Here is a 22583-nt window from a genome sequence, read left to right as displayed (position 1 = left end):
TAATGCGTAACCTGACGATGACCGCGCTGGCCCTGGCGCTCGCCGCGTGCGGCGGCGAGCCGGCGAACCAGACGCTGCCCGCCAACGACGCCCTGCCGGCCAGCAATACCGGCGCGGAAACCGACGATGCGGTGGCTGACCCTGCGGACGACACGCCGGCCCCCACCCCCGAGGATTCGGACACGCCAGCGCCCGCGCCCTCACCTGCCCCGACGCCTGCTCCGGCGCCCGCAGAACCGGGAGAGGAACCCGAAGACACCGCCACCGTCACGATACCAGCACAGCTGCGCGGGCGTTGGGGCCTGACCCCGGCCGATTGCACTTCGACCCGCGGCGACGCCAAGGGGCTGCTGCGGATCAACCGCGACACGCTGCGCTTCTACGAGTCGCGCGGCACGCTCGCGCGCGTGATCGAGCGCGACCGTTCGCGCATCGTGGCCGAGTTCGCCTTCACCGGCGAAGGCCAGACCTGGACGCGGCGCGTGCTGCTCGACGGGCAGGATCGCGGCCGCACGCTCGTCCGCCGCGAATATGGCGAGGACGCCATGCCCGGTGCGCTCCGCTACCGGAAATGCGAGGCGTGAGGGCGGCCGCGTTCTGGCTGGCCGCGCTGTGGGCGGTGTTCGCCCTCGCCGCGCCCGCCGCCGCGCAGAAACGCATCGCGCTCAGCTTCGATGACGTGCCGCGCCACGCCGGCGCCTTCCTCACCCCCGACGAGCGCACCGAGCGGCTGATCGCGGGCCTGAAGGAGGGCGGCGTCGATCAGGCGGCGTTCTTCGTCACGCCCGGCAACCTCGAAAAGCCCGACGGCGAGGGCGGCGAAGCGCGGATCGACGCCTATGTCCGCGCCGGCCACGTCATCGCCAATCACAGCTACAGCCACAAATGGCTCTCGCGCACGCCCGCCGCCGACTATATCGCCGATATCGATCGCGCAGCCGCCTGGCTGAAGGGGCGCGCAGGCTATCGTCCCTGGTATCGCTTCCCGTTCCTTGACGAGGGCCGCGGCGATCTCGCCAAGCGGGCCGAGGTGCGCGCCGCGCTCGCCCAGCGTGGGCTCGCCAACGGCTATGTCACCGTCGACAATTACGACTGGCATCTCGATGCCCTCGCCAACGAGGCGAAGCGCGAAGGGCGCGAGATGGACATGGCGGCGCTGCGCGATCTCTATGTCGAGACATTGGTCGGCGCGGCGAATTTCTATGATCGCATCGCCCGCGAGGCGCTGGGCCGCCAGCCGGCGCAGGTGCTCCTCCTCCACGAAACCGATCTCAACGCCATGTACATCGCCGATGTCGTCGCCGGGCTGCGCAAGGACGGCTGGGAGATCGTCACCATCGACGAGGCGTATCGCGATCCGATCGCCGCGCGCGAGCCGGACGGCTGGTTCACCAATGGCGGCCGCGTCGCCGCGCTTGCGCAAGACGCCGGCGGCGCGCCAAAGGACCTGATCGATCCGCGCACCGATGAGGATGTGCTCACCGCGCTGTTCCAGGCGCGCGTGCTGAAGGACAAGCGATGACCACCCAGTTCGACCTGACCGACGAGCAGCGCCAGATCCAGGACATGGCGCGCGCCTTCACCGCCGATCGCATCACCCCGCATGCGGCGGAATGGGACGAGAAGCACCATTTCCCGCGCGATGTGATCAAGGCGTCCGCCGAACTCGGCTTCGCCTCGATCTATGTCAGCGAGGAAGCGGGCGGGATCGGGCTCGGGCGGCTGGAGGCGGCGCTGATCATGGAGGCGATGGCCTATGGCTGCCCCTCCACCTCCGCGTTCATCAGCATCCACAACATGGCGTCGTGGATGATCGACCGGTTTGGATCGGAGGCGGTGAAGGCGAAATACCTCCCCTCGCTGGTCACGATGGAAAAGATCGCCAGCTATTGCCTGACCGAGCCCGGATCAGGCTCCGACGCAGCGGCGCTCAAGACCAAGGCGGTGCACGACGGCGACGATTTCGTCGTCACCGGATCGAAGGCGTTCATCTCGGGCGGCGGCGCCAACGAGGTCTATGTGACGATGGTCCGCACCGGCGAGGACGGGCCGAAGGGCATCAGCTGCCTCGTCATCGAGAAGGACATGCCCGGCGTCAGCTTCGGCGCCAATGAGCGGAAGCTCGGCTGGCGTTCGCAGCCGACCGCACAGGTCAATTTCGACGGGGTGCGCGTGCCGGCCGAGAACCTGGTCGGCGGCCTGGGCGAAGGCTTCCGCATCGCGATGATGGGGCTGGACGGCGGCCGCCTCAACATCGGCGCCTGCTCGCTGGGCGGCGCGCAGCGCTGCCTCGACGAGGCGATCGCCTATACGAAGGAGCGCAAGCAGTTCGGCAAGCCGATAGCCGATTTTCAGAACACCCAGTTCATGCTCGCCGACATGGCGACCGAGCTGGAGGCGGCGCGCGCGCTGCTCTACCTGGCGGCCGCCAAGGTGACCGCGAACGCGCCCGACAAGACCAGGTTCGCCGCGATGGCCAAGCGCCTCGCCACCGACACCGGCTCGGCGGTGGTCGACCGCGCGCTCCAGCTCCATGGCGGCTACGGCTATCTGCAGGATTATCCGATCGAGCGCTTCTGGCGCGACCTGCGCGTCCATTCGATCCTCGAAGGCACCAACCAGGTCATGCGCATGATCGTCGGGCGGGAGCTGACGCGGCAATGATGAAGAACATGAAAATCCTCCCTCGCGAAGCGGGGGAGGGGGACCGCCGAAGGCGGTGGAGGGGGTTTCGCCACATACGGTCCGCTCGCGGTCGCCCCCTCCACCATGCCGCTGCGCGTCATGGTCCCCCTCCCCTTCGCTGCGCGATGGGGAGGATTGCATGACCGAAGACCTCACCACACACGTCGAAGGCCCCACCGGTCGCATTCGCCTCAACCGGCCCAAGGCGATCCACGCGCTGACCACGGCGATGTGTGAAGGCATATTGGAGGCACTGGAAGCCTGGCGTGCAGACGACGCGGTCCGCTGCGTCCTGATCGACCATGCCGACGGCCGCGGCTTCTGCGCTGGCGGCGACATCCGCATGCTGGCGGCATCGGGCGCGAAAGACGGCGGCGAGGCGCGCCAGTTCTTCCACACCGAATACCGCATGAACCACCGGCTGTTCACCTATGTGAAGCCGACCATCGCCTTCATGGACGGCATCACCATGGGCGGCGGCGTGGGCATCTCGCAGCCGTGCCGCTACCGGATCGCGACCGAGAATACGCGCCTCGCCATGCCCGAGACCGGCATCGGCCTGTTCCCCGACGTCGGCGGCGGCTGGTATCTCTCGCGCCTGCCCGACCGCATCGGCCAGTATCTCGCGCTCACCGGCCATCGGCTGGGCGGCGCCGAATGCCTCGCGCTCGGCCTCGCCACGCATTTCCTCCCGGCCGCGGCGCTGGAGGAGGCCAAGCAGCGCATCGCCGGCGGCGAGGCGGTCGAGACGGTGCTGACGGATCTGTCGGCCGACCCCGGCGAGGCGCGCATCCTCACCCACCGCGAGGACATCGCCCGCCTGTTCGCGTTGGACCGGCTGGAGGAGGTGTTCGCCGCGCTGGAGGGGGATGACGGCGCGTTCGCCGCCGAAACGCTCGCCACGCTCAAGACCAAATCACCGCAGACGATGAAGGTCAGCCTCAAGCTCCTGAAGGACGGCGCCGGCATGCAGGATTTCGCCGACGAGATGCGCCAGGAATATGCCGTCGGCAGCCGCGTCGTGCAGCGCCACGATTTCCTCGAGGGCGTCCGCGCGGTGATCGTCGACAAGGACAACGCGCCGAGGTGGGACCCCGCCACGCCCGAGGGCGTCAGCGATCACGTCATCGACCAGATCTTCGCGCCGCTTCCCGCCGATGAGGAGTGGACGCCCGGATAAGCCCGTCGCCCCTGCGCATGCAGGGGCCTCAGGCGGCAAGCGCGGATAAGCGTGCGCCACAAACCCAGCGGCCCCTGCCTTCGCAGGGGCGACGGAGAATGAAATGCCCGACTACCAGACCATCCTCGTCGAACAGCGCGGCCCCGTCACGCTGATCACCTTGAATCGCCCGCAGGCGCTCAACGCGCTCAACAGCCAGGTGTTAGCGGAGTTGATCGCCGCACTCGAGGCGTTCGACGCCGAAGATACGCAGGGCTGCGCCGTCCTCACCGGCAGCGAGAAGGCGTTCGCCGCCGGCGCGGACATCAAGGAGATGCAGGCGATGGGCTTCGCCGAGATGTACGGCACCAACCATTTCGGCGGCTATGACCGCATCACCGCGACGCGCAAGCCGATCGTCGCCGCGGTCGCCGGCTACGCGCTGGGCGGCGGCTGCGAGCTGGCGATGATGTGCGACTTCATCCTCGCGGCGGACAATGCGAAGTTCGGCCAGCCCGAGATCAAGCTCGCCGTCTCCCCCGGCATGGGCGGATCGCAGCGCCTCGCCCGCGCGGTGGGCAAGGCCAAGGCGATGGAGATGTGCCTCACCGGCCGGATGATGGACGCGGAAGAAGCCGAGCGCTCGGGCCTCGTCAGCCGCATCGTCCCCCTCGCCGATCTGGTCGAGGAAGCGGTCAGGACCGCCACCACCATCGCCGGCATGGCCCCGCTCGCGGTCAAGGCCAACAAGGAGATGGTCGACGCCGCCTATGAGACGACGCTCGCCCAGGGCATCCGGTTCGAACGCCGGCTGTTCCACGGCCTGTTCGGGACTGAGGACCAGAAGGAAGGCATGGCGGCGTTCGTCGAGAAGCGGCCGGGGAAATGGACGGGGAAGTAACAAACGTCGCCCCCGCGAAGGCGGGGGCCTCAGTCGGCACACGCGACGGCCGGTGTGCCACAAACACAGCGGCCCCCGCCTGCGCTGGGGCGACGGAGTAAAGACATGGCACGCATCGCATTCATCGGGCTCGGCAATATGGGCGGCGGCATGGCCGCGAACCTGGCCAGGGCGGGGCACGACGTTCGCGCCTTCGACCTGTCGCCCGAAGCGCTCGATCGCGCCAAGGACGCCGGCTGCCTGCCCGTCGCCTCCGCCGCAGAGGCGGCCGAGGGCGCCGAGGCGATCGTCACCATGCTCCCCGCGGGCAAGCATGTCGAACAGGTCTACGCCACCCTGTTCGACGCCGCGCCCGCCTCCGCGATCCTGATCGACTGCTCCACGATCGACGTCGCCACCGCCAAACGCGTCGCTGCCGCCGCCGAAGCCAAGGGTCTTGTCGCGGTCGATGCCCCCGTCTCGGGCGGCATCGCCGCGGCCAACGCCGGCACGCTCACCTTCATGGTCGGCGGCAGCGCCGAAGGCTTCAAGCGAGCCGAGCAGATTCTGGCCAAGATGGGCAAGGCGGTGATCCACGCCGGCGGCAACGGCGCGGGCCAGGCCGCCAAGATCTGCAACAACATGCTCCTCGGCGCGACGATGATCGCCACCTGCGAGGCCTTCGCGCTGGCGCGGAAACTCGGGCTCGATCCGCAGACCTTCTATGACATCTCCTCGGTCTCCTCGGGCCAGAGCTGGTCGATGACCAGCTATTGCCCCCTGCCCGGCGTCGGCCCCGAAAGCCCGGCCGATCGCGGCTATCAGGGCGGATTCGCCGCCGCCCTCATGCTCAAGGACCTCAAGCTGTCGCAGGAGGCCGCCCAGGGCGCGAACGTCGCCACCCCGATGGGCACGCGCGCGACCGAGCTCTACCAGGCCTTCGCCGACGCCGGATCGGGTGGGCTGGATTTCTCGGCGATCATCGATACGCTCGATTGAAACGCGCCCGGCCGTCCGCGCGTTGACCGGCCCGACCAACAGCACAGGAATCGCCCATATGCGCCACGCCCTCCTTCTCGCTCCCCTGTCCGCGCTGGCGCTCGCCGCGTGCGGCGAGCAGCCGACGTCGGAGAACACCGCGATGCTGCCGCCGGAGAACGAGATGGCGGCGATGCCCGCCGAGCCGATCCTGCCGCCGCAGGATATCCCGCCGTCGAACGAAACCGCCGAGACCGACGATCCCTTCGCCGGCCGCTGGACCGGGCCCGAGGGGCTCTACGCGCAGATCACCCCCGCCGCCACGCCGGGCGCATACACCGTCGAGATGCAGTACACGCTCGACGACAGGGGCAAGTTCACCGCCACGCGCGAGGGCGATACATTGAAGCTCACCCGCGCCGGCCAGTCGGTCACCATCACCCCCGGCGACGGCAACGCGACCGGCATGAAATGGCTCGCCGGCAAGCAGGATTGCCTCGTCGTGGTGGCCGGCAGCGAGGGCTATTGCCGGGATTGATCCGGCTCATATCGGGGAAACACTCACGCCGCGATGCGTTCACCGCGCAATCCAAACCCAACCGGAGTGCGCCCCCATGCCCTATGTCTCGACCCGCGACGGCACCGATCTCTACGTCAAGGAATGGGGCGAGGGGCGCCCCGTCGTCCTGATCCACGGCTGGCCGCTCTCGGCCGACAGCTGGGACGATCAGATGCAGGCGCTCGCGGAGAACGGCTTCCGCGCCATCGCCTATGATCGCCGCGGGTTCGGCCGCTCGGACCAGCCCTGGCACGGCTATGACTACGACACGCTGGCCGACGACCTCGCCGATGTGATGGAAGAGATGGACGCGACCGAGGACGTCGCGCTGGTCGGCTTCTCGATGGGCGGCGGAGAGGTCGCGCGCTACATGTCGCGCCATGGCGGCGCGGGGGTGACGCGCGCTGCGCTGGTCGCCTCGGTCGTGCCCTATATGCTCCAGACCGACGACAATCCCGACGGCGTGCCCCAATCGACGTTCGACCAGATGACCGAGGGCATGAAAAAGAGCCGCCCGCATTTCTTCCGCAACTTCTTCAACGATTTCTTCGGCGTCGGCTATATCAGCAGCCCGATCTACGAGGAAACGCTCGACTGGGCGTGGCGGCTCGCCATGCAGGCCGGGCGCAGACCGACGCTCGCCTGCGCCCAGGCCTTCGCCACCACCGACTTCCGGCCCGATCTGCCGCATTTCCGCGTGCCGACGCTGATCATCCACGGCACCAGCGACAAGACCGTGCCGATCGACACCTCGGGGCGCAAGGCGGCGGAGGGCATCGCCGCGGCGCAGCTGGTCGAATATAACGGCGCCCCGCACGGCCTGTTCGCGACCGAAGGCGAGCGGCTGACGGGCGACCTGCTCACCTTCCTCAAAGGCTGATCCGATAGGCAGCCTTGCGCGCACGCAACGATTTTGCTCCCGTCCAAGGCTGTCCTACATCGAACGAGTATGACATGGGGCCAGCGTGACGATCGCCCCCGGCCACCCTGCACTTCCCGTCGCCCCTGCGAAGGCAGGGGTCTCCTCCGCTTCCCCTGGGGCGGATTGAGTTGGCTTTGGGAGCATATTCCACCTTTTTCCGTCACCCCGGACTTGTTCCGGGGTCCATCGTGCCGCGAGCGTCGCGTCCACGCCTCTTATTTCTTCCCAAGCCGCTTGATGGACCCCGGAACAAGTCCGGGGTGACGGGGAATTTAACGTGGCCCAGGTGCTGCAGCGCCAAATATCGATCGGCCCTAGTGCCTCATCGCAATGCATGCGCAGATGAGTCCCGTGATTGGGCTTTTCACAATGCGCGCCAGACACTGAACATGCTGAACTTCGCTCCGCCCGCCCGATGACACCCCGCTCGCTCCATCCCCTACGCATCGCCAATTTCCGCGCCTATTGGCTGTCGCGCTTCGCCGGGACGATCGCGATCAGCGCGCAGGCGATCATCATCGGCTGGCAGGTCTACGGCCTCGCCCGCGAGACGATGGAGATCCGTGAGGCGGCGTTCCTGCTGGGCATGATCGGCCTCGTCCAGTTCGTGCCCCTGTTCCTGCTGACCCCGATCGTCGGGCTGGTCGCCGACAGCGTCGATCGGCGCTGGATCGTGCGCGGCACCACCGCGCTTCTGACGCTCAACGCCGCGATGCTTGGATTGCTGACCTGGCTCGGCGATCTCAGCCTGCCCTTCCTGTTCGGCGCCGCGATGTTCGTCGGCATCGCGCGCGCCTTCTCGGGGCCGGCCTATTCGGCGCTGGCGCCCAATCTGGTGCCGCGCGAAAGCCTGCCCACGGCGATCGCGATCAGCTCGATCGCCTGGCAGACCGGAACCATCGCCGGGCCCAGCGTCGGCGGGCTGCTCTACGCGATCCACCCGGACGTCGCCTATCTCACCATCTCGGCCCTGTTCGTCTGCGCGCTCGGGCTGATGTTCCTGATCGGTCCAGTGCCGCAGCCGCCGGTGCAGAAGGACCGGCGTCCGCTCCACCGCATCCTCGATGGCTTCGCCTATGTCCGCAGCAATCGGCTGGTCCAGGCGACGATCACGCTCGATCTGTTCGCGGTGCTGCTCGCCGGCGCGACCGCGCTGCTGCCGATCTTCGCGCGCGACATCCTGCATGTCGGCGCGAGCGGGCTCGGCTTCCTCGCCGCCGCGATGGGGATCGGCGCCGCCTCCACCGCCCTGTGGTTCTCGTTCCGGCCGATGAAGACCAATGTCGGCGTGAAGATGCTGATCGCGGTCGTCGTCTTCGGCCTCGCGATCCTCACCTTCGGGTTGTCGAAGATCTTCTGGCTGAGCTTCGTCGCGCTGGTGATCGCGGGCGGGGCGGATATGGTGTCGGTCTATGTCCGCTCCTCGCTGATCCAGCTGCACACGCCCGATGCGATGCGCGGCCGCGTCGGCGCGGTGTCGCAGCTCACCATCTCGGCCTCGAACGAGCTGGGCGAGGCGGAAAGCGGGCTGCTCGCCTCGCTGCTCGGGCCGGTCGGCGCGGTGGTGTTCGGCGGGGTGGGCGCGATCGCCGTCACCCTGCTATGGTCGCGCCTCTATCCCGAGTTGAGGCTTGCAAAGACTTTCGACCCGCCCGACATCCTCGAAACCCCGCCCATCCACGGAGTAGCGCAGCCATGAAGGCCAACACCATCCTCGATACGATCGGCAACACCCCGCATATCCGCGTCCAGCGGCTGTTCGGAGAGGCCGAGGTGTGGATCAAGTCCGAGCGGTCGAACCCCGGCGGGTCGATCAAGGACCGCATCGCGCTGTCGATGATCGAGGCGGCGGAGAAGGACGGCAGTCTGAAGCCCGGCGGCACGATCATCGAGCCGACCAGCGGCAACACCGGCGTCGGCCTCGCCATGGTCGCCGCGGTCAAGGGCTACAAGCTGATCCTCGTCATGCCCGAAAGCATGTCGGTCGAGCGGCGCCGGCTGATGCTCGCTTACGGCGCGACCTTCGATCTCACGCCCAAGGAGGGCGGGATGAAGGCGGCGATCGCCCGCGCGCTCGAACTGGTCGAGCAGACCGACAACAGCTGGATGCCGCAGCAGTTCGACAATCCCGCGAACATCGAGGTTCATCGCCGCGCCACCGCGCACGAGATCCTCAAGGACTTCGCCGAATCGCCGATCGAGGTGATCATCACCGGCGTCGGCACCGGCGGCCACATCACCGGCGTCGCGGAGGTGCTCAAGGAGCGCTGGCCGAACCTGAAGGTCTATGCGGTCGAGCCGACGCTCTCGCCCGTCATCTCGGGCGGCGCGCCGGGGCCGCACCCGATCCAGGGCATCGGCGCGGGCTTCGTGCCGGCCAACCTCCACACCCAGGCGATCGACGGGGTGATCCAGGTCGAGCCCGCCGATGCGAAGGAGATGGCGCGGCGCGCGGCGCGCGAGGAGGGCCTGCTCGTCGGCATCTCCTCGGGCGCGACCCTCGCCGCGATCGCGCAGAAGCTGCCCGAGCTCGCCGGCAAGCGCGTGCTGGGCTTCAACTACGACACCGGCGAGCGCTACCTGTCGGTCCCCGATTTCCTGCCCGAGCAGTAAGCGCTGAGCAGACCGCTAGCGCGATCGACATTCAGCTGGCCATGGGGCGCATACACTCCCTTCCCGTCACCCCGGACTTGTTCCGGGGTCCATGGTTCCACAAGGGTGGCGTTCGCTCCTCCTGCTTCTGCCGTGCGGCGCGATGGACCCCGGAACAAGTCCGGGGTGACGGGGGGATTCGCATTCACCTGTCTCCACTAACCGCCGATCAGTCGCAGACCGCGAATGCATGATCGGACCACCCAGGGAGTCATCCAGCCTCCGCCCGGCATGCGCGCGGTGGTGGGGCTGGTCGCGCTCGCCACCATCGCCGCGATCGTCGCGGCCTGGCTGCTGACGCCGATCGCGCCGCCCACTGCGCCGCGCCGCGCGCTGGCCGTCCAGCCCGTCGTGCCGCCGACCGTCGTCCCGCCGGTCGAGCCGATCGAATATGCCGATGTCGATCCCGACACCGCGCGCGAGATCAACGCCGCGGTGCCCTTCTCGACCGATCCCAATCCGGCGGCGCGGCCCCTCATCCTCAAGCAGCCGGAGCTCGACCGCACCCGCGCGCAGGACTGCCTCGCCGCAGCGATGCTCTACGAAGCCGGTTCGGGCGATCCCGAGGGCCAGCGCGCGGTGGCGCAGGTGGTCATCAACCGGATGCGCCACCCGGCCTTCCCCGCCACCATCTGCGGCGTCGTGTTCCAGGGCCAGGAGCGCAGCACCGGCTGCCAGTTCACCTTCACCTGCGACGGCGCGCTGCTGCGCATCCCCCGGCCCGAGGCGTGGGAGGACGCGCGCAAGCGCGCGGGCGCGATGCTCGACGGCGCGGTGTACAAGCCCGTCGGCCATTCGACCCATTATCACACCGATTGGGTGGTGCCCTATTGGAGCTCGAGCCTCGACAAGGTCGTCGCGGTCAATACCCACCTCTTCTTCCGCTGGACCGGCTGGTGGGGCACGCCGGGCGCCTTCCGCGGCCGCCATGCCGGGCCGGAGCCCGTCGTTCCGAAGATCGGCTTCCTCTCCGAAGCGCATCGCGCCGGCGTCGAGGGCCAGGAGACGCTGATCGACGCGCTCGACGTGGCGGCGCTTGGCGTTCAGCCGGTGCTGCAGGACGGCCAGGGCACCTTCGTCATGCTGTTCGACAGGCGCTTCTCCGCCAACGACTTCCCCGCGCTCGCCGCCTCGGTCTGCGCCGATCGGCCTTTCTGCAAGCTGTTCGCCTGGTCGGACCGTGCCAGGCTGCCTCGCGAGCTGCCGCTCACCGACGCACAGACCGCCACCGCTTCCTTCACCTATCTGCGCAACCGCGCCGCCAAGTTCGAACGCGCGCTGTGGAACTGCGCGGAGCACAAACGGCCCAACCCCAACGAATGCATGAAGCCGCGCCTCATCCTGCCGACGGCGCAGACGCAGGGTTTCAGGCTCGAACCCGCCGCCAAACGCGCCTCCGTGCCCGAACCTGCGCCCGCCCCGGCAACGCCGCCCCTGGTCGGCCCGCCACCAGTGCAGCGCACCATCGAACCGGGACGCTGACCTGCCTAACCTACAATCGTCACCCCGGGTGGACCGGATATCACCGCCGCGTCCGCAATTCCCCCGCCAGCGCCCAGGCGTCGCCCAGCCGGATATCGTGCACCGTCGGATCGCTGAGCACCCCCGCGCCCGCGGTGTCGGGCAGCACGCTCGCGGTGCCCAGCCGCCGCTGCAGCCAGCTCCGCCGGATCGACACCGCCTGCACGTTTCTCACCGGCACGATCCACATCTGCCGCGTCAGCACGCCGCGCTGGACGAACAGCCTGTCGCCCGGCAGCCCATAGCGATGGAAGCGCCGCCTCAGCATCGCCACGGCGAGCAGCGGCGCGAGCAGGGTCAGCGCGAACAGCACCGGCGGCAGGAAGATGCCGCCGATGAGGATCGCCACCAGCGGCAGGCCCACCAGCCGCGCCAGCGCGCGCCAGACATGCCCGCGCGACACCTGCCTCAATTCCGCCGGGTCGGGCCGCGCCCAGCCGAGCGGCGCGAGCAGCGCGTCGATCTCCGCGTCGCGCGCGAACGGCGCGGCCTCCTGCCGGCCGCTCGCATCGCCGCTGCCGCCCAATGTCTGCAGCTTCAGCCCCGACCAGCCCAGCGTCCGCCGCACAAGTCCGTTCTCGACCAGCGCCAGTTGCACACGCTTCAACGCGATCACCGCCTCGGTGTGCGTCACCAGCCCGCGCACGCGGCGGAAGCGCCCGCCCTCGTCGGTCAGGGTGAAGCCGAAATCGCGCAGCACCGTGCGCACCACGCCGGCCACGACGCCCAGCGCCGCGAACAGCAGCGCCAGCGATACCCACGCGCCCACCGCCAGCCCCGCGGCGATCTCGCGCGCCTCGGCGTCGCCATTCTCGCTCAGCCAGTCCCACACGTCGAACGACACGAAATCGTCGACATATTGCAACGCGCCGAAGATCACCGCGAGCCACACCAGCGAGAAGTTGAACAGCCCCCACAGCAGCACGCGCGGGAAGGGCATGGCGAACAGCACTTGTCCCTCGACCGGCGCTGGCGCCTCCTCGCCCGCCGCTGCCGCCTCCGCGTGATGCGCCGCCGCCGCGCGGCCGCGGATCACCCCGCGCAGCCGGTGCGCCTCGGCCAGGCTGACGCTGTCGAGCGCGCCCTCGTCCTTGCCCGCGCCGCCGGTCTCCAGGCTCACCTTGGCGAGGCCGAAGATGCGCGCGAGCAGCTGCTGCTCGATATCGACATCCTGCACCCGGTCGAACGGGATGGTGCGCCGGTTGCGGCTCAAGAGCCCGCTCTCGATCACGACCGCGTCGCCGGTCAGCGCATAGGTGAAGCGCCGCCAGGCGAGATAGCGGACGAATCCCGCCACCAACGTCGCGACGATCGCCAGCCCGATCACATAGAGCAGGTTGAAATCGGAGGTGACCGCCAGGATCGCCGGCAGGCCGAGCAGGGTCGAGGGCGCGCCGCGGATGATGCTGGTCAGGACGGTGGCGGGGTGCAGCCGCCGCGGCGCATCGCCGCTCACCACGGGTCGCCGCGGATATGCTGCCGGATCGTGTCGCGCAGCCCCTCGGCGGTCTCGCGGGTGATCCCCGGCAGCACCACCGTCGCATGCGCGGTGCCCGCGGTGTGGACGATCAGCCGCGCGACGCCGAAGGCGCGCTCCAGCGGCCCTTGCGCCACATCGATATGCTGCACGCGCGCGAGCGGCACGATGGTATGCACCTCGGTCCACACGCCCCAGCCGACATGCAGCTCGTCCTCGGCAAGCGCCCAGCCCCAGGCCTGCCAGCGCCGCCGCGGCGCCACCGCCACACTCCACAGCGCGACCAGGCCGACGACCACGAACGCCGGCCACCACGGCCAGCCCAGATTGTCGTTGAGCACCATCCCCAGCCCGAACCCGCCCGCCGTGAGCAGCAGCGAGGGGATCAGCGCGGCGACGTGCATCACCCGGCGCTGACCGGGTTCGAGCGGGGTGAGCGCGGGCGGTGCGGGTGTGCTGTCCATGTAATGCGCTTATGCAGCGCGGAACATCTCCGGTTCAAGCGCCATGATCGACTCGGCCCCGCCCTCGATCTTGCGCCTGAGCGCACCCGCATCGGGCAGCAGCCGCTCGCCGTAGAAGCGCGCGGTGACCAGCTTCGCCTCGTAGAATTTGGCGTCGCCGCCCCCGGCTTCGAGCGCGCGAGCGGCGGCGAGGCCCATGCGCAGCCACATCAGCCCGACCGACACCAGCCCCATCAGGTTCATATAGCTGTACGCGCCCGCGCCGACATGCTCCGGATTCTGCATGCCGTTCGCCATGAACCACATGGTCGCCGCCGTCAGCTCGCCATTCGCCTTCTCCAGCCGCTGGGCGAAATCGCCCATCCGCACATGGTCCTTGGCCGCCGCTGTCTCGGCATCGACCAAAGCGAACAGCGCCTGCACCGCGCGGCCGCCCTTCTGCGCCAGCTTGCGGCCGACCAGGTCCATCGCCTGCACACCGTTGGTGCCTTCGTAGATCATCGCGATCCGCGCATCGCGGACATATTGCTCCATCCCCCATTCGGCGATGTAGCCATGCCCGCCATAGACCTGCTGCGCATCGGTCGCGATCCGGTAGCCGGCGTCGGTGCCGAAGCCCTTGATCACCGGCGTCAACAGGCTGATCAGGTCGTCGGCGGCCTCGCGCTCCTCCTCGGTCTGCGCCTTATGGGAGAGATCGACCTGCAGCGCCCCCCACAGGCACAGCGCGCGCAGCCCCTCGGTCAGCGCCTTGGCCTCCATCAGCATCCGGCGGACATCGGGATGGACGAACAGCGGATCGGCCTTCTCGTTGGGCTCCTTCGGCCCGGTCAGCGCCCGCCCCTGCCGCCGGTCGCCGGCATATTGCACCGCGTTCTGATAGGCGACCTCGCCGATCCCCAACCCCTGCAGCCCCACGCCCAGCCGCGCGACGTTCATCATGATGAACATCGCGGCGAGCCCCTTGTTCTCCTCGCCGACCATCCAGCCGGTGGCGCCGTCATAGTTCATCACGCAGGTCGAATTGGCGTGGATGCCCATCTTGTGCTCGATCGACCCGCACGCCACCGCGTTGCGCTCGCCGAGCGAACCATCCGCGTTCACCAGGAACTTGGGCACCACGAACAGGCTGATGCCCTTGGTCGATTCGGGCGCGTCGGGGGTCTTCGCCAGCACCAGGTGGATGATGTTGTCGGTCAGGTCGTGCTCGCCCGAGGAGATGAAGATCTTCGTGCCGCTGATGCGGTAGCTGCCGTCCGCCTGCGGCTCGGCGCGGGTGCGGATCAGGCCGAGATCGGTGCCGCACTGCGGCTCGGTCAGGTTCATCGTCCCGCCCCATTCGCCCGATACCATCTTGGGGAGATAGGTCGCCTTCTGCTCGTCCGATCCCTTAGCCAGGATCGCCGCCGCCGCGCCGTGGGTCAGCCCGGGATACATGGCGAAGGCCATGTTGGCGGAGATCATATATTCCTCGAACGCGGTCGAGACGACGTGCGGCAGCCCCTGCCCGCCGAACGCCTCGGGCGCGGACAGCGTCGACCAGCCGCCCTCGCGGAACTTGGCATAGGCTTCCTTGAACCCGTCGGGCGTGGTCACCGATCCGTCGGCATGGCGCGTGCAGCCCTGCTGATCGCCCGAATGGTTGAGCGGGAACAGCACCTCCGCGACGAACCGCCCGCCCTCGTCGAGCACCGCATCGACCAGCTCCGCCCCGGCATTCTCGAAGCCCGGCAGGTTGGCGTAGCGGTCCAGCCCGATCACCTCGCTCAAGATGAAGCGCGTATCGCGCACCGGGGCGGTGTATTGCGGCATGATGATCTCCTAAGTGGCCCTGCCCTCGAGCAGGCCGATGAATTCCTCGATCTCGTCGATCGCCGCGTCGATGTCGCGGCGCTGCGCCTTCAGCGCGCCGACATGCTCGCGGCACTTGCCGATCGTGGCGACGCGCTGCGTCTCGCGCCCGTCGCCCAGGTCGTAGAGGTCGATCAGCTCGCGGATCACCGTCAGGCTGAACCCTACCCGCTTGCCGCGCAGGATCCACGCCAGCCGGGCGCGGTCGCGCTGCGAATAGATGCGCGCGGTGCCGCGCCGCTCGGGCGCGATCAGCCCCTCATCCTCATAGAAGCGCAGCGCGCGCGCGGTCACGCCGAACTCGGCGGACAGATCGGAGATGGTGAACTGCTCGCGATCCGGCAGCCGTGGCATTTCGATCGCAGCATAGGCGCGCGCCGTCATGTCGTCCTTCCTACTTTCCGTTTACGCTAACGTCAATCTCCGCCGCACAGCAACCCGCCCTGCTGCCCGCGCATCGCCCGCACCTCGGACGCGGCGTCGCTCAGCCGGTCGACCGTCATGCCGGCGAGCGAGGCGGGCGCGTCGCAAAACGCGGCGCAGCTCGCCGGCAGGCGGCCGGGAAAAGCGAGCTTCGCGCCGTCGAAGCGCGCGGTGAAGCGGCATCCGTCCGCACCTTCCAGCATGATGTCGATATCCTCGCCGTCCTGCCGCGCGGTCCCCCGCGCGGTGCAGCCCAGATCGCCGCCATAGGCGACATCGACGCCCAGGCGGAGGTCCCCGTCCCGCTCGATCACGCACAGGCTGTCCGCGCCACGGCCATAGGCGCCCGCCACGTCCAGGCTCTCGGGATCGGGGATCACGCCGCGCGCGATCGCCGCCTCCTCCAGCCGCTCGCCGGCGCTCTCGCCCGATGCGATGCCGCCGTCGCACGCCGCCAGCAGCAGAAGCGCCGCCGTGGCGATCCTCACAGCCGCTCCAGCCGGTCGCCCGCGATCCGGCGATAGAAGCAGCTCGCCTCGCCGGTGTGGCAGGCCGGGCCGGCGGGCTCGGCGATCACCCACACCGCGTCCTGGTCGCAATCGATCCGCATCTCGATCACCTTGAGCACATTGCCCGAGCTCTCGCCCTTCTTCCACAGCCGCTGGCGGCTGCGCGACCAGAAATGCGCCTCGCCCGTCGCATAGGTCGCCGCCAGCGCCTCGGCGTCCATATGCGCGACCATCAGCACCGCGCCCGATCCGGCGTCGGTCACGACGGCGGTGATCAGCCCCGCCGCGTCGAATTTGGGATCGAGCTCCAGCCCGGCTTCGCGTTTGTCGTCCATGACCGGAGAAATAGAGCGCGCATCGGCAAAGGTCACGCCCGGCATCTTGCCATCAAATGGAGAGCCATACCCTCCCGGTTCTATGCAATGGAGAGCCATACCCTCCCCGTCACCCCGGACTTGTTCCGGGGTCCATCGGGCGGCTGGGCAGGCGCTGGAGGGGTGAACGCCACTCTTGCGGCACCATGGACCCCGGAACAAGTCCGGGGTGACGGGGGGCGGGCTGTTCACGACATATCCTACCCAACTGAACATCAGGCATTTTCCACGAATGATGACAAAAGGGCGACAAACCCCCTTCGGCTCCCTATATGGCGCGCACCCCCCAATGATCCGGCCGCAGAGATGCTGACGACCAACCCTTTCGATGACGACAAGCTGCGCGAGGAATGCGGCATCTTCGGCGTCGCCCAGGCGGAGGGCGCGTCCGCGCTCGTCGCATTGGGCCTCCACGCCCTGCAGCATCGCGGGCAGGAGGCCGCCGGCATCACCAGCTTCGACGGCCAGCACTTCCACACCCACCGCGCGATGGGCCATGTCGCCGGCAATTTCGACCGCGACGAGATCATCCGCGCATTGGCCGGCACCATGGCGTGCGGCCATGTCCGCTATTCGACCACGGGGGAGACCGCCCTCCGGAACGTCCAGCCGCTCTACGCCGATCTCGCCTCGGGCGGCTTCGCGGTGGCGCATAACGGCAACATCTCGAACGCGATGAAGCTCCGGCGGGAGCTGGTCCGCCGCGGTTCGATCTTCCAGTCGACCAGCGATACCGAGACGATCATCCACCTCGTCGCCACCTCGCATTACCGGACCTTGCTCGATCGCTTCATCGATGCGCTGCGCCAGGTCGAGGGCGCCTATTCGCTGATCTGCATGACGCCCGAGGGCATGATCGCCTGCCGCGATCCGCTCGGCATCCGCCCGCTCGTCATGGGCCGGCTGGACAAGTCGGTGATCTTCGCCTCGGAAACCGTGGCGCTCGACGTCGTCGGCGCGACCTTCGAGCGCGAGGTGGAGCCGGGCGAGCTGGTCACGGTGCAGAATGGTGAGGTCAAGTCGATCCGCCCGTTTGCCACCGTCAGTCCTCGCCCCTGCATCTTCGAGCATGTCTATTTCTCGCGCCCCGATTCGATCGTCGCGGGCGAATCGGTTTACTCGGTGCGCAAGGCGATCGGCGCGGAGCTCGCCATCGAAAGCCCGGTCGACGCCGATCTGGTCATCCCGGTCCCCGATTCGGGCGTGCCTGCGGCGATCGGCTATGCCCAGCAATCGGGCATCCCGTTCGAACTCGGCATCATCCGCTCGCACTATGTCGGCCGCACCTTCATCCAGCCCGGCGACAAGGTCCGGCATCTCGGCGTCAAGCTCAAGCACAACGCCAACCGCGCGCTGATCGAGGGCAAGCGGATCATCCTGATCGACGATTCGATCGTCCGCGGCACCACGTCGCTCAAGATCGTCCAGATGATGCGCGACGCCGGCGCGGCGGAGGTGCACATGCGTATCGCCAGCCCGCCGACGCGCCACAGCTGCTTCTACGGCGTCGACACGCCGGAGCGCACCAAGCTGCTCGCCGCGCAGCACGACGTCGCCGGCATGCGGGAGTTCATCCACGCCGACAGCCTCGCCTTCGTCTCGATCGGCGGGCTCTACAAGGCGCTGGGCGAGGCGCGCCGCGCCGACATCCACCCGCAATATTGCGACGCCTGCTTCACCGGCGATTATCCGACGCGGCTCACCGATCAGGATGAGCTCGCCCCCGCCGACCAGTTCTCGCTGCTAGCCGAAAAGACCGCATGACCGATCATCTGAAGGACACGCTCGCCCTCGTCACGGGGGCGAGCCGGGGGATCGGCGCGGCCACCGCAAAGGCGCTCGCTGCGGCGGGCGCGCATGTCATCCTCACCGCCCGCACCGCCGGCGGGCTCGAGGAGGTCGAGGACGCGATCCATGCGGCCGGCGGCAGCGCCACCATCGCCCCGCTCGACCTGACCGACGGCAGCAGCATCGGCCGGCTGGCGCAGGCGGTGGCCGATCGCTGGGACGCGCTCGACACATTGGTCCTCAACGCGGCGATGCTCGGCTCGCTTGGTCCCGTCCCGACCGCCGACCCCAAGGAATTCGCCAGGGTGATGACCTTGAACGTCACCGCCCAGCAGGCGCTGATCGCCGCCTTCGATCCGCTGCTGCGCAGGTCGAAGCGCGCCCGCGTCATCGCCGTCACGTCGAGCGTCGCCGCCCGCCCGCGCGCCTATTGGGGCGCTTACGGCGCCTCCAAGGCCGCGCTGGAAACGCTCGTGACGGCCTATGGCGAGGAGATGCGCAACCTCTCCCAGGTCCGCACCGCCATCCTCGATCCCGGCGCCACCCGCACCCAGATGCGCGCCCGCGCCTATCCCGGCGAGGACCCCGCGAGCGTCAAGCAACCGGAGGTGGTCGCCGAGGCGATCGCCGATCTGCTCGCCCATGATTTCGAGACGGGCCACCGCGTCAGGCTGGATTGAGCACCGGCTTCAACGACGGGGTCGGCATCCCACCCTGATCCTCCCCATGCGAAGCAGGGGGAGGGGGACCACCCGAAGGGTGGTGGAGGGGGCAAGCCACAGGGGGCTGCGCTGCGTGGTGAAGCTCCCACCATGCTTCGCAGGTGGAGGACCTATCTAAGCCGCCAGCACCCGGTCCTTGCCCGCCTCTTTCGCCGCATAAAGCCGCTCGTCGGCCCGCTCCAGCGTGTCGCCCTCCTCCACCGGCGCGTCGGGCGGCGCGGCCTCGGCGACGCCGGCCGAAAAGGTGATGCGCCCCAGCGGCTGGTCGGTCTCGCGCAGCCGCATCCGCCGGTCGCCCACCGTCTCGCGCGCCTTGTCGACGATCGCGGTCGCCGCGGCGACGTCCAGCCCCTCGAACAGCACGACGAACTCCTCGCCGCCCCAGCGGCCGGTGAAGTGCGGCGCGCAGGCCTCGGCCAACGTGCTCGCCACCGCCTTCAGCACCCGGTCGCCGACGCCGTGGCCCCAGCGGTCGTTGATCAGCTTGAAGTCGTCGATGTCGATGATCGCAGCGGACCAGCGCGCCTTCGCAACCACCAGCCGCTCGATCTCGGCGTTGATCCCGCGGCGGTTGGGCAGCCCCGTTAGGTGATCGGCCATCGCCTCCAGCCGCGCCTCCTCCAGGTCGGCGCGCAGCTGGATCGCCTCGGCGGTCGCGTCGGCCAGCTGCTTCTCGGCGATCGCGGTGCGCTCGATCATCGCCGCGGCCACGTCGCGCAGCGCGATCCGCCCCTCGGCGACCGCGTCGAGCTGGTCGAGATTGGCGGCGATGTCGCGGCCGAACTCCCCGGTGGCGCGCGCGGTCTCGGCGGTCAGGTCGACCAGCCGCAGCGCCTGGCGCCGCACCGCATTGGCGATCGCCTCGGTCCGTCCGCCGTCGGCGCGGCCGAAGCCCTGCGCCGCCATGATCGCCTCGACCTCGCTCTGGCTGATCCGCACCCGCCCGTCGACGATCGCCGAGACGGCGCGCGCGACCTCCTCATCCTCGCCGGTGAGGAAGAGATAGCCTAGCGCATAGTTGACCGGCAGCGGCTCCAGCCGCTGCTCCTCCAGAAAGCCGATCACCTCTTCGGCCAATTGCCTGTTCTGCATGATGCCCCTCTTGTCGTCCGCGCCCGCCTCCCCCGGCCGCGAATGCCGTCTTCAATCCGCCGCCGCGATCAGCCTGCCGAAAAAGGCCAGCCGCGCCGCGCCCAGCTCGGGCCCGGTCGCCTTCGGCCAGGCGGCCGATTGCGCGATGACGATGCGCTTCGCCGGATCGACCGTGATCGCCTGCCCGAATATCCCCTGCGCGCCGTAGCGGCCCTGCGGATAGGTCCACCACTGATAGCCGTAGCCGAAGCCCGGCCGCCCGGTCTGGGCCTTCGCCGCGGTCGCGTTGGCGAACCAGTTGTCGGGCACCACGCCCTTGCCGCCCTCCAGCGCGAACTGCCCCATGCGGGCATAGTCGCGCAGCGAAACCGACATGCAGCACCCGCCCAGGTCCTGCATCGTCCCGTCGATCATCCAGAAGGCGTCCTGCTCCATCCCATAGGGCCGCCACACCTTCTCGCTCAGATAGGCGGCCAGGCTCTTCCCCGTCACGCGGGTCACCAGCACGCCGATCAGATTGGTCTCGCCGGTCTTGTAGACCCATTTCTCGCCCGGCGGCGTGGCGCGCGGCAGCGTGCGCATATAGGCCACAGTGGGATCGACCCCGGGCGGCACCTCCGCTGCGTACATCTTCGCCACGTCCGAATTGGGATCGGTATAGTCCTCGTTCCACCGCACGCCGGAGGTCATCGTCAGCAGCTGCTCGACCGTCACCCCGTCATAGCCCGATCCCGCCAGTTCCGGGATATACCGCGTGACGGGATCGGAAAGTGACTTGATGGAACCGTCGCGCACCGCCGCGCCCACCAGCGTGGAGGTGAAAGACTTGGCCACCGAAAAGCTCGTCCAGCGCCCTTCGGGGCCATAGCCGAAGGCGTATCTCTCCAGCCGCACCTTGCCGTCCTGCAGCACGATCAGCCCGGCGACGTTGTTGGCCTGCATATAGGCGTCGACCTCCGCGTCGCCGATCGCGAGCGGCGCCCCCGCCGGCAGGGTGCGGACATTGCCGCCCGCGGTCACCCGATGCCCCGGAAAAAGCGTCTCCATCGCGCGGAACCGTTCGAAGCGCTGCGCCTGCGCCCAGAACAGGATCTCCGCGCCGGCGGATTTCATCTGCGCCTGGTTTTCGGCCGTCAGCGGCTTGCCGACCAGCGGCGCCTCGGCAACCGGCGCATCGCCGACGCTCGCGCAAGCCCCCAGCAGCAGCGCCAGCGCCGTCCCCCAAATCCTCATGCAGCCCCCTTCTTCACCAGCGTCACCTGGGCGACGTCGATGCCGCCGCCCCGGAATCCGCCCTCGCAATACATCAGATAATATCGCCACAAATCCACGAAATCACGATCGAATTCATGCGGCAGCCGCCCCTCCTCCACCGCCGTGTCGAAGGCGATGCGCCAGCGCCTGAGCGTCTCGGCGTAATCGAGCCCGAAGCCGTGCCTGTCACGCCATTCCAGTCCCCGCGCCTCGGCCAGCGCGCGGAAGCGGCTTTCGGAAAGCAGCATGCCGCCGGGAAAGACATAGGCCTGGATGAAATCGACGCTCCGGGCATAGGCCTCGAACACGTCGTCCTGGATCATGATATACTGGATGGCGGCGCGTCCGCCCGGCCTCAGCCGCGCGGCGATCGCGTCGAGATAGGCGGGCCAATATTGCCGCCCGACCGCCTCCACCATCTCGACGCTGGCCACCGCGTCGTAGCTGCCGGTCGCGTCGCGATAGTCGGTCAGCTCGATCGAGACGCGGTCCGCCACCCCCTGCGCTTCCGCCGCGGCGACCGCCACCGCGCGCTGGCTGGGCGAAAGCGTCAGCGCGGTGACATGCGCCCCATGCTCCTTCGCCATGTGGCAGGCGAGCGCCCCCCAGCCGCAGCCGATCTCAAGCACCCGCGATCCGGGCTTGAGGTCGAGCCGCCCGGCCAGCCGCTCCATCTTGCGCAGCTGCGCGTCGGTCAGCGGTTCGGCCGGGTCGGCGAAGATCGCGCTCGAATAGCTCAGCGTGGGATCGAGCCAAGCGGCGTAGAAGTCGTTGCCCAGGTCGTAATGGAAGGCGATGTTGCGCCGCGCCCCGCCGCGGTCGTTGCGCCGCAGCCAGTGCCGCGCGCGCCGCATCAGCCGCGGCCAGCCCTTGGGCCGCCCGCTCGCGCCCAGCGGCACGCGGTTGCGCATGAACAGGTCGAACAGCGGCACGGGGTCGGGGCTGGTCCATTCCCCCTTCGCCCAGGCGACGTACCAGCCCGCCGATCCGTCGAACGCCAGCCGCACCAGCGCGCGCCAGCTCGCAAGGCCGACGATCGCCACCGGGCCGGGCGCACGCCCGCCGAGCAGCCGCGTCCGCCCATCGGGCAGCGTCGCCTCGACCGCGCCCGTCTCCAGCCCGCGATCGATCCGGTCGAGCATCTTCTGGAACAGCGGCTCGAACAGCGCCAGCCAGCGCCCGCCGCGTCCCGCCGCCCGGTGGACGGCGGTGCGGCGGCCGCGATTGGTCGAAGGCGCGTTCATGTCCCTCCCATGCGCCCAACCGGCGCTCC

The 22583-nt window shown here is 69.0% G+C and carries 22 protein-coding genes; 13 read left to right on the top strand and 9 right to left on the bottom strand.

Annotation, left to right across the window (positions count from 1 at the left end; all coding sequences use genetic code 11):
• Positions 1–2: 2 nt before the first annotated feature.
• From D1610_RS17535 to D1610_RS12410, 11 genes are all read left to right on the top strand, one after another.
• The gene (locus D1610_RS17535) at positions 3–584 is read left to right on the top strand and encodes a hypothetical protein (RefSeq protein ID WP_182466817.1); all 582 of its coding nucleotides are present in this window, start codon (positions 3–5) and stop codon (positions 582–584) included.
• The gene (locus D1610_RS12455; protein WP_245942212.1) at positions 581–1522 is read left to right on the top strand and encodes a polysaccharide deacetylase family protein; all 942 of its coding nucleotides are present in this window, start codon (positions 581–583) and stop codon (positions 1520–1522) included. The genes D1610_RS17535 and D1610_RS12455 overlap by 4 nt, the downstream gene beginning before the upstream one ends.
• Positions 1519–2664 carry an acyl-CoA dehydrogenase family protein gene (locus D1610_RS12450; protein WP_118864525.1) on the top strand — a complete coding sequence of 382 codons (1146 nt, stop codon included), beginning with the start codon at positions 1519–1521 and terminating at the stop codon, positions 2662–2664. Before D1610_RS12455 ends, D1610_RS12450 begins: the two co-directional genes overlap by 4 nt.
• Positions 2665–2824: 160 nt before the next feature.
• Complete coding sequence (locus D1610_RS12445; protein ID WP_118864524.1) at positions 2825–3865, top strand: enoyl-CoA hydratase/isomerase family protein; 1041 nt, start codon at positions 2825–2827, stop codon at positions 3863–3865.
• A 103-nt stretch (positions 3866–3968) separates the two neighbouring features.
• Positions 3969–4745, top strand: coding sequence for an enoyl-CoA hydratase (locus D1610_RS12440; RefSeq protein ID WP_118864523.1), 777 nt, complete (start codon positions 3969–3971; stop codon positions 4743–4745).
• A 105-nt stretch (positions 4746–4850) separates the two neighbouring features.
• The gene (gene mmsB, locus D1610_RS12435) at positions 4851–5723 is read left to right on the top strand and encodes a 3-hydroxyisobutyrate dehydrogenase (RefSeq protein WP_118864522.1); all 873 of its coding nucleotides are present in this window, start codon (positions 4851–4853) and stop codon (positions 5721–5723) included.
• A gap of 58 nt (positions 5724–5781) precedes the next feature.
• On the top strand, positions 5782–6240 hold the full coding sequence (locus D1610_RS12430; RefSeq protein WP_147414331.1) for a hypothetical protein: 459 nt from the start codon (positions 5782–5784) through the stop codon (positions 6238–6240).
• 76 nt (positions 6241–6316) lie between these two features.
• Positions 6317–7141, top strand: a complete 825-nt coding sequence (locus D1610_RS12425) for an alpha/beta fold hydrolase (RefSeq protein WP_118864520.1) — start codon at positions 6317–6319, stop codon at positions 7139–7141.
• 457 nt (positions 7142–7598) lie between these two features.
• A complete protein-coding gene (locus D1610_RS12420) occupies positions 7599–8882 on the top strand; it encodes an MFS transporter (RefSeq protein ID WP_118864519.1) in 1284 nt (427 codons plus the stop codon).
• Complete coding sequence (gene cysK, locus D1610_RS12415; RefSeq protein ID WP_118864518.1) at positions 8879–9796, top strand: cysteine synthase A; 918 nt, start codon at positions 8879–8881, stop codon at positions 9794–9796. Before D1610_RS12420 ends, cysK begins: the two co-directional genes overlap by 4 nt.
• Before the next feature lie 225 nt (positions 9797–10021).
• A complete protein-coding gene (locus D1610_RS12410) occupies positions 10022–11317 on the top strand; it encodes a cell wall hydrolase (protein WP_118864517.1) in 1296 nt (431 codons plus the stop codon).
• 40 nt (positions 11318–11357) lie between these two features.
• On the opposite strand, the gene D1610_RS12405 is transcribed toward D1610_RS12410, so the two are convergent.
• Genes D1610_RS12405 through hisI form a run of 6 tightly spaced genes read right to left on the bottom strand, consistent with a single transcriptional unit; the run spans position 11358 to position 16415 of the window.
• Positions 11358–12812, bottom strand: coding sequence for a PH domain-containing protein (locus D1610_RS12405; protein ID WP_182466816.1), 1455 nt, complete (start codon positions 12810–12812; stop codon positions 11358–11360).
• Complete coding sequence (locus D1610_RS12400; protein WP_118864515.1) at positions 12809–13297, bottom strand: PH domain-containing protein; 489 nt, start codon at positions 13295–13297, stop codon at positions 12809–12811. The genes D1610_RS12405 and D1610_RS12400 overlap by 4 nt, the downstream gene beginning before the upstream one ends.
• 9 nt (positions 13298–13306) lie before the next feature.
• On the bottom strand, positions 13307–15109 hold the full coding sequence (locus D1610_RS12395) for an acyl-CoA dehydrogenase C-terminal domain-containing protein (RefSeq protein ID WP_118864514.1): 1803 nt from the start codon (positions 15107–15109) through the stop codon (positions 13307–13309).
• A gap of 9 nt (positions 15110–15118) precedes the next feature.
• A complete protein-coding gene (locus tag D1610_RS12390) occupies positions 15119–15532 on the bottom strand; it encodes a MerR family transcriptional regulator (protein WP_118864513.1) in 414 nt (137 codons plus the stop codon).
• 32 nt (positions 15533–15564) lie between these two features.
• A complete protein-coding gene (locus tag D1610_RS12385) occupies positions 15565–16059 on the bottom strand; it encodes a hypothetical protein (protein ID WP_118864512.1) in 495 nt (164 codons plus the stop codon).
• Entirely contained in the window at positions 16056–16415 is a 360-nt protein-coding gene (gene hisI / locus D1610_RS12380; RefSeq protein WP_118864511.1) for a phosphoribosyl-AMP cyclohydrolase, read from the bottom strand. The genes D1610_RS12385 and hisI overlap by 4 nt, the downstream gene beginning before the upstream one ends.
• A gap of 345 nt (positions 16416–16760) precedes the next feature.
• On the opposite strand from hisI, the gene purF reads away from it, so the two are divergent.
• Both purF and D1610_RS12370 read left to right on the top strand, forming a co-directional pair.
• Entirely contained in the window at positions 16761–18218 is a 1458-nt protein-coding gene (gene purF / locus D1610_RS12375; protein ID WP_118864510.1) for an amidophosphoribosyltransferase, read from the top strand.
• The gene (locus D1610_RS12370; protein WP_118864509.1) at positions 18215–18922 is read left to right on the top strand and encodes an SDR family NAD(P)-dependent oxidoreductase; all 708 of its coding nucleotides are present in this window, start codon (positions 18215–18217) and stop codon (positions 18920–18922) included. The genes purF and D1610_RS12370 overlap by 4 nt, the downstream gene beginning before the upstream one ends.
• A 156-nt stretch (positions 18923–19078) precedes the next feature.
• On the opposite strand, the gene D1610_RS12365 is transcribed toward D1610_RS12370, so the two are convergent.
• The 3 genes from D1610_RS12365 to D1610_RS12355 are packed head-to-tail and all read right to left on the bottom strand — an operon-like array spanning position 19079 to position 22554.
• Positions 19079–20056: a GGDEF domain-containing protein gene (locus D1610_RS12365; RefSeq protein WP_118864508.1), complete on the bottom strand. Its 978-nt coding sequence runs from the start codon at positions 20054–20056 to the stop codon at positions 19079–19081.
• Positions 20057–20107: 51 nt separating this feature from the next.
• On the bottom strand, positions 20108–21289 hold the full coding sequence (locus D1610_RS12360; RefSeq protein WP_118864507.1) for a serine hydrolase domain-containing protein: 1182 nt from the start codon (positions 21287–21289) through the stop codon (positions 20108–20110).
• Positions 21286–22554, bottom strand: a complete 1269-nt coding sequence (locus D1610_RS12355) for an SAM-dependent methyltransferase (protein ID WP_118864506.1) — start codon at positions 22552–22554, stop codon at positions 21286–21288. Before D1610_RS12355 ends, D1610_RS12360 begins: the two co-directional genes overlap by 4 nt.
• Positions 22555–22583 lie beyond the last annotated feature (29 nt).

The sequence above is a fragment of the Sphingomonas gilva genome (assembly GCF_003515075.1).
Taxonomy (GTDB): domain Bacteria; phylum Pseudomonadota; class Alphaproteobacteria; order Sphingomonadales; family Sphingomonadaceae; genus Sphingomonas; species Sphingomonas gilva.
The sequence above is the reverse complement of the archived record's forward strand: the minus strand, read 5'-3'. Positions and strand labels throughout refer to the sequence as shown.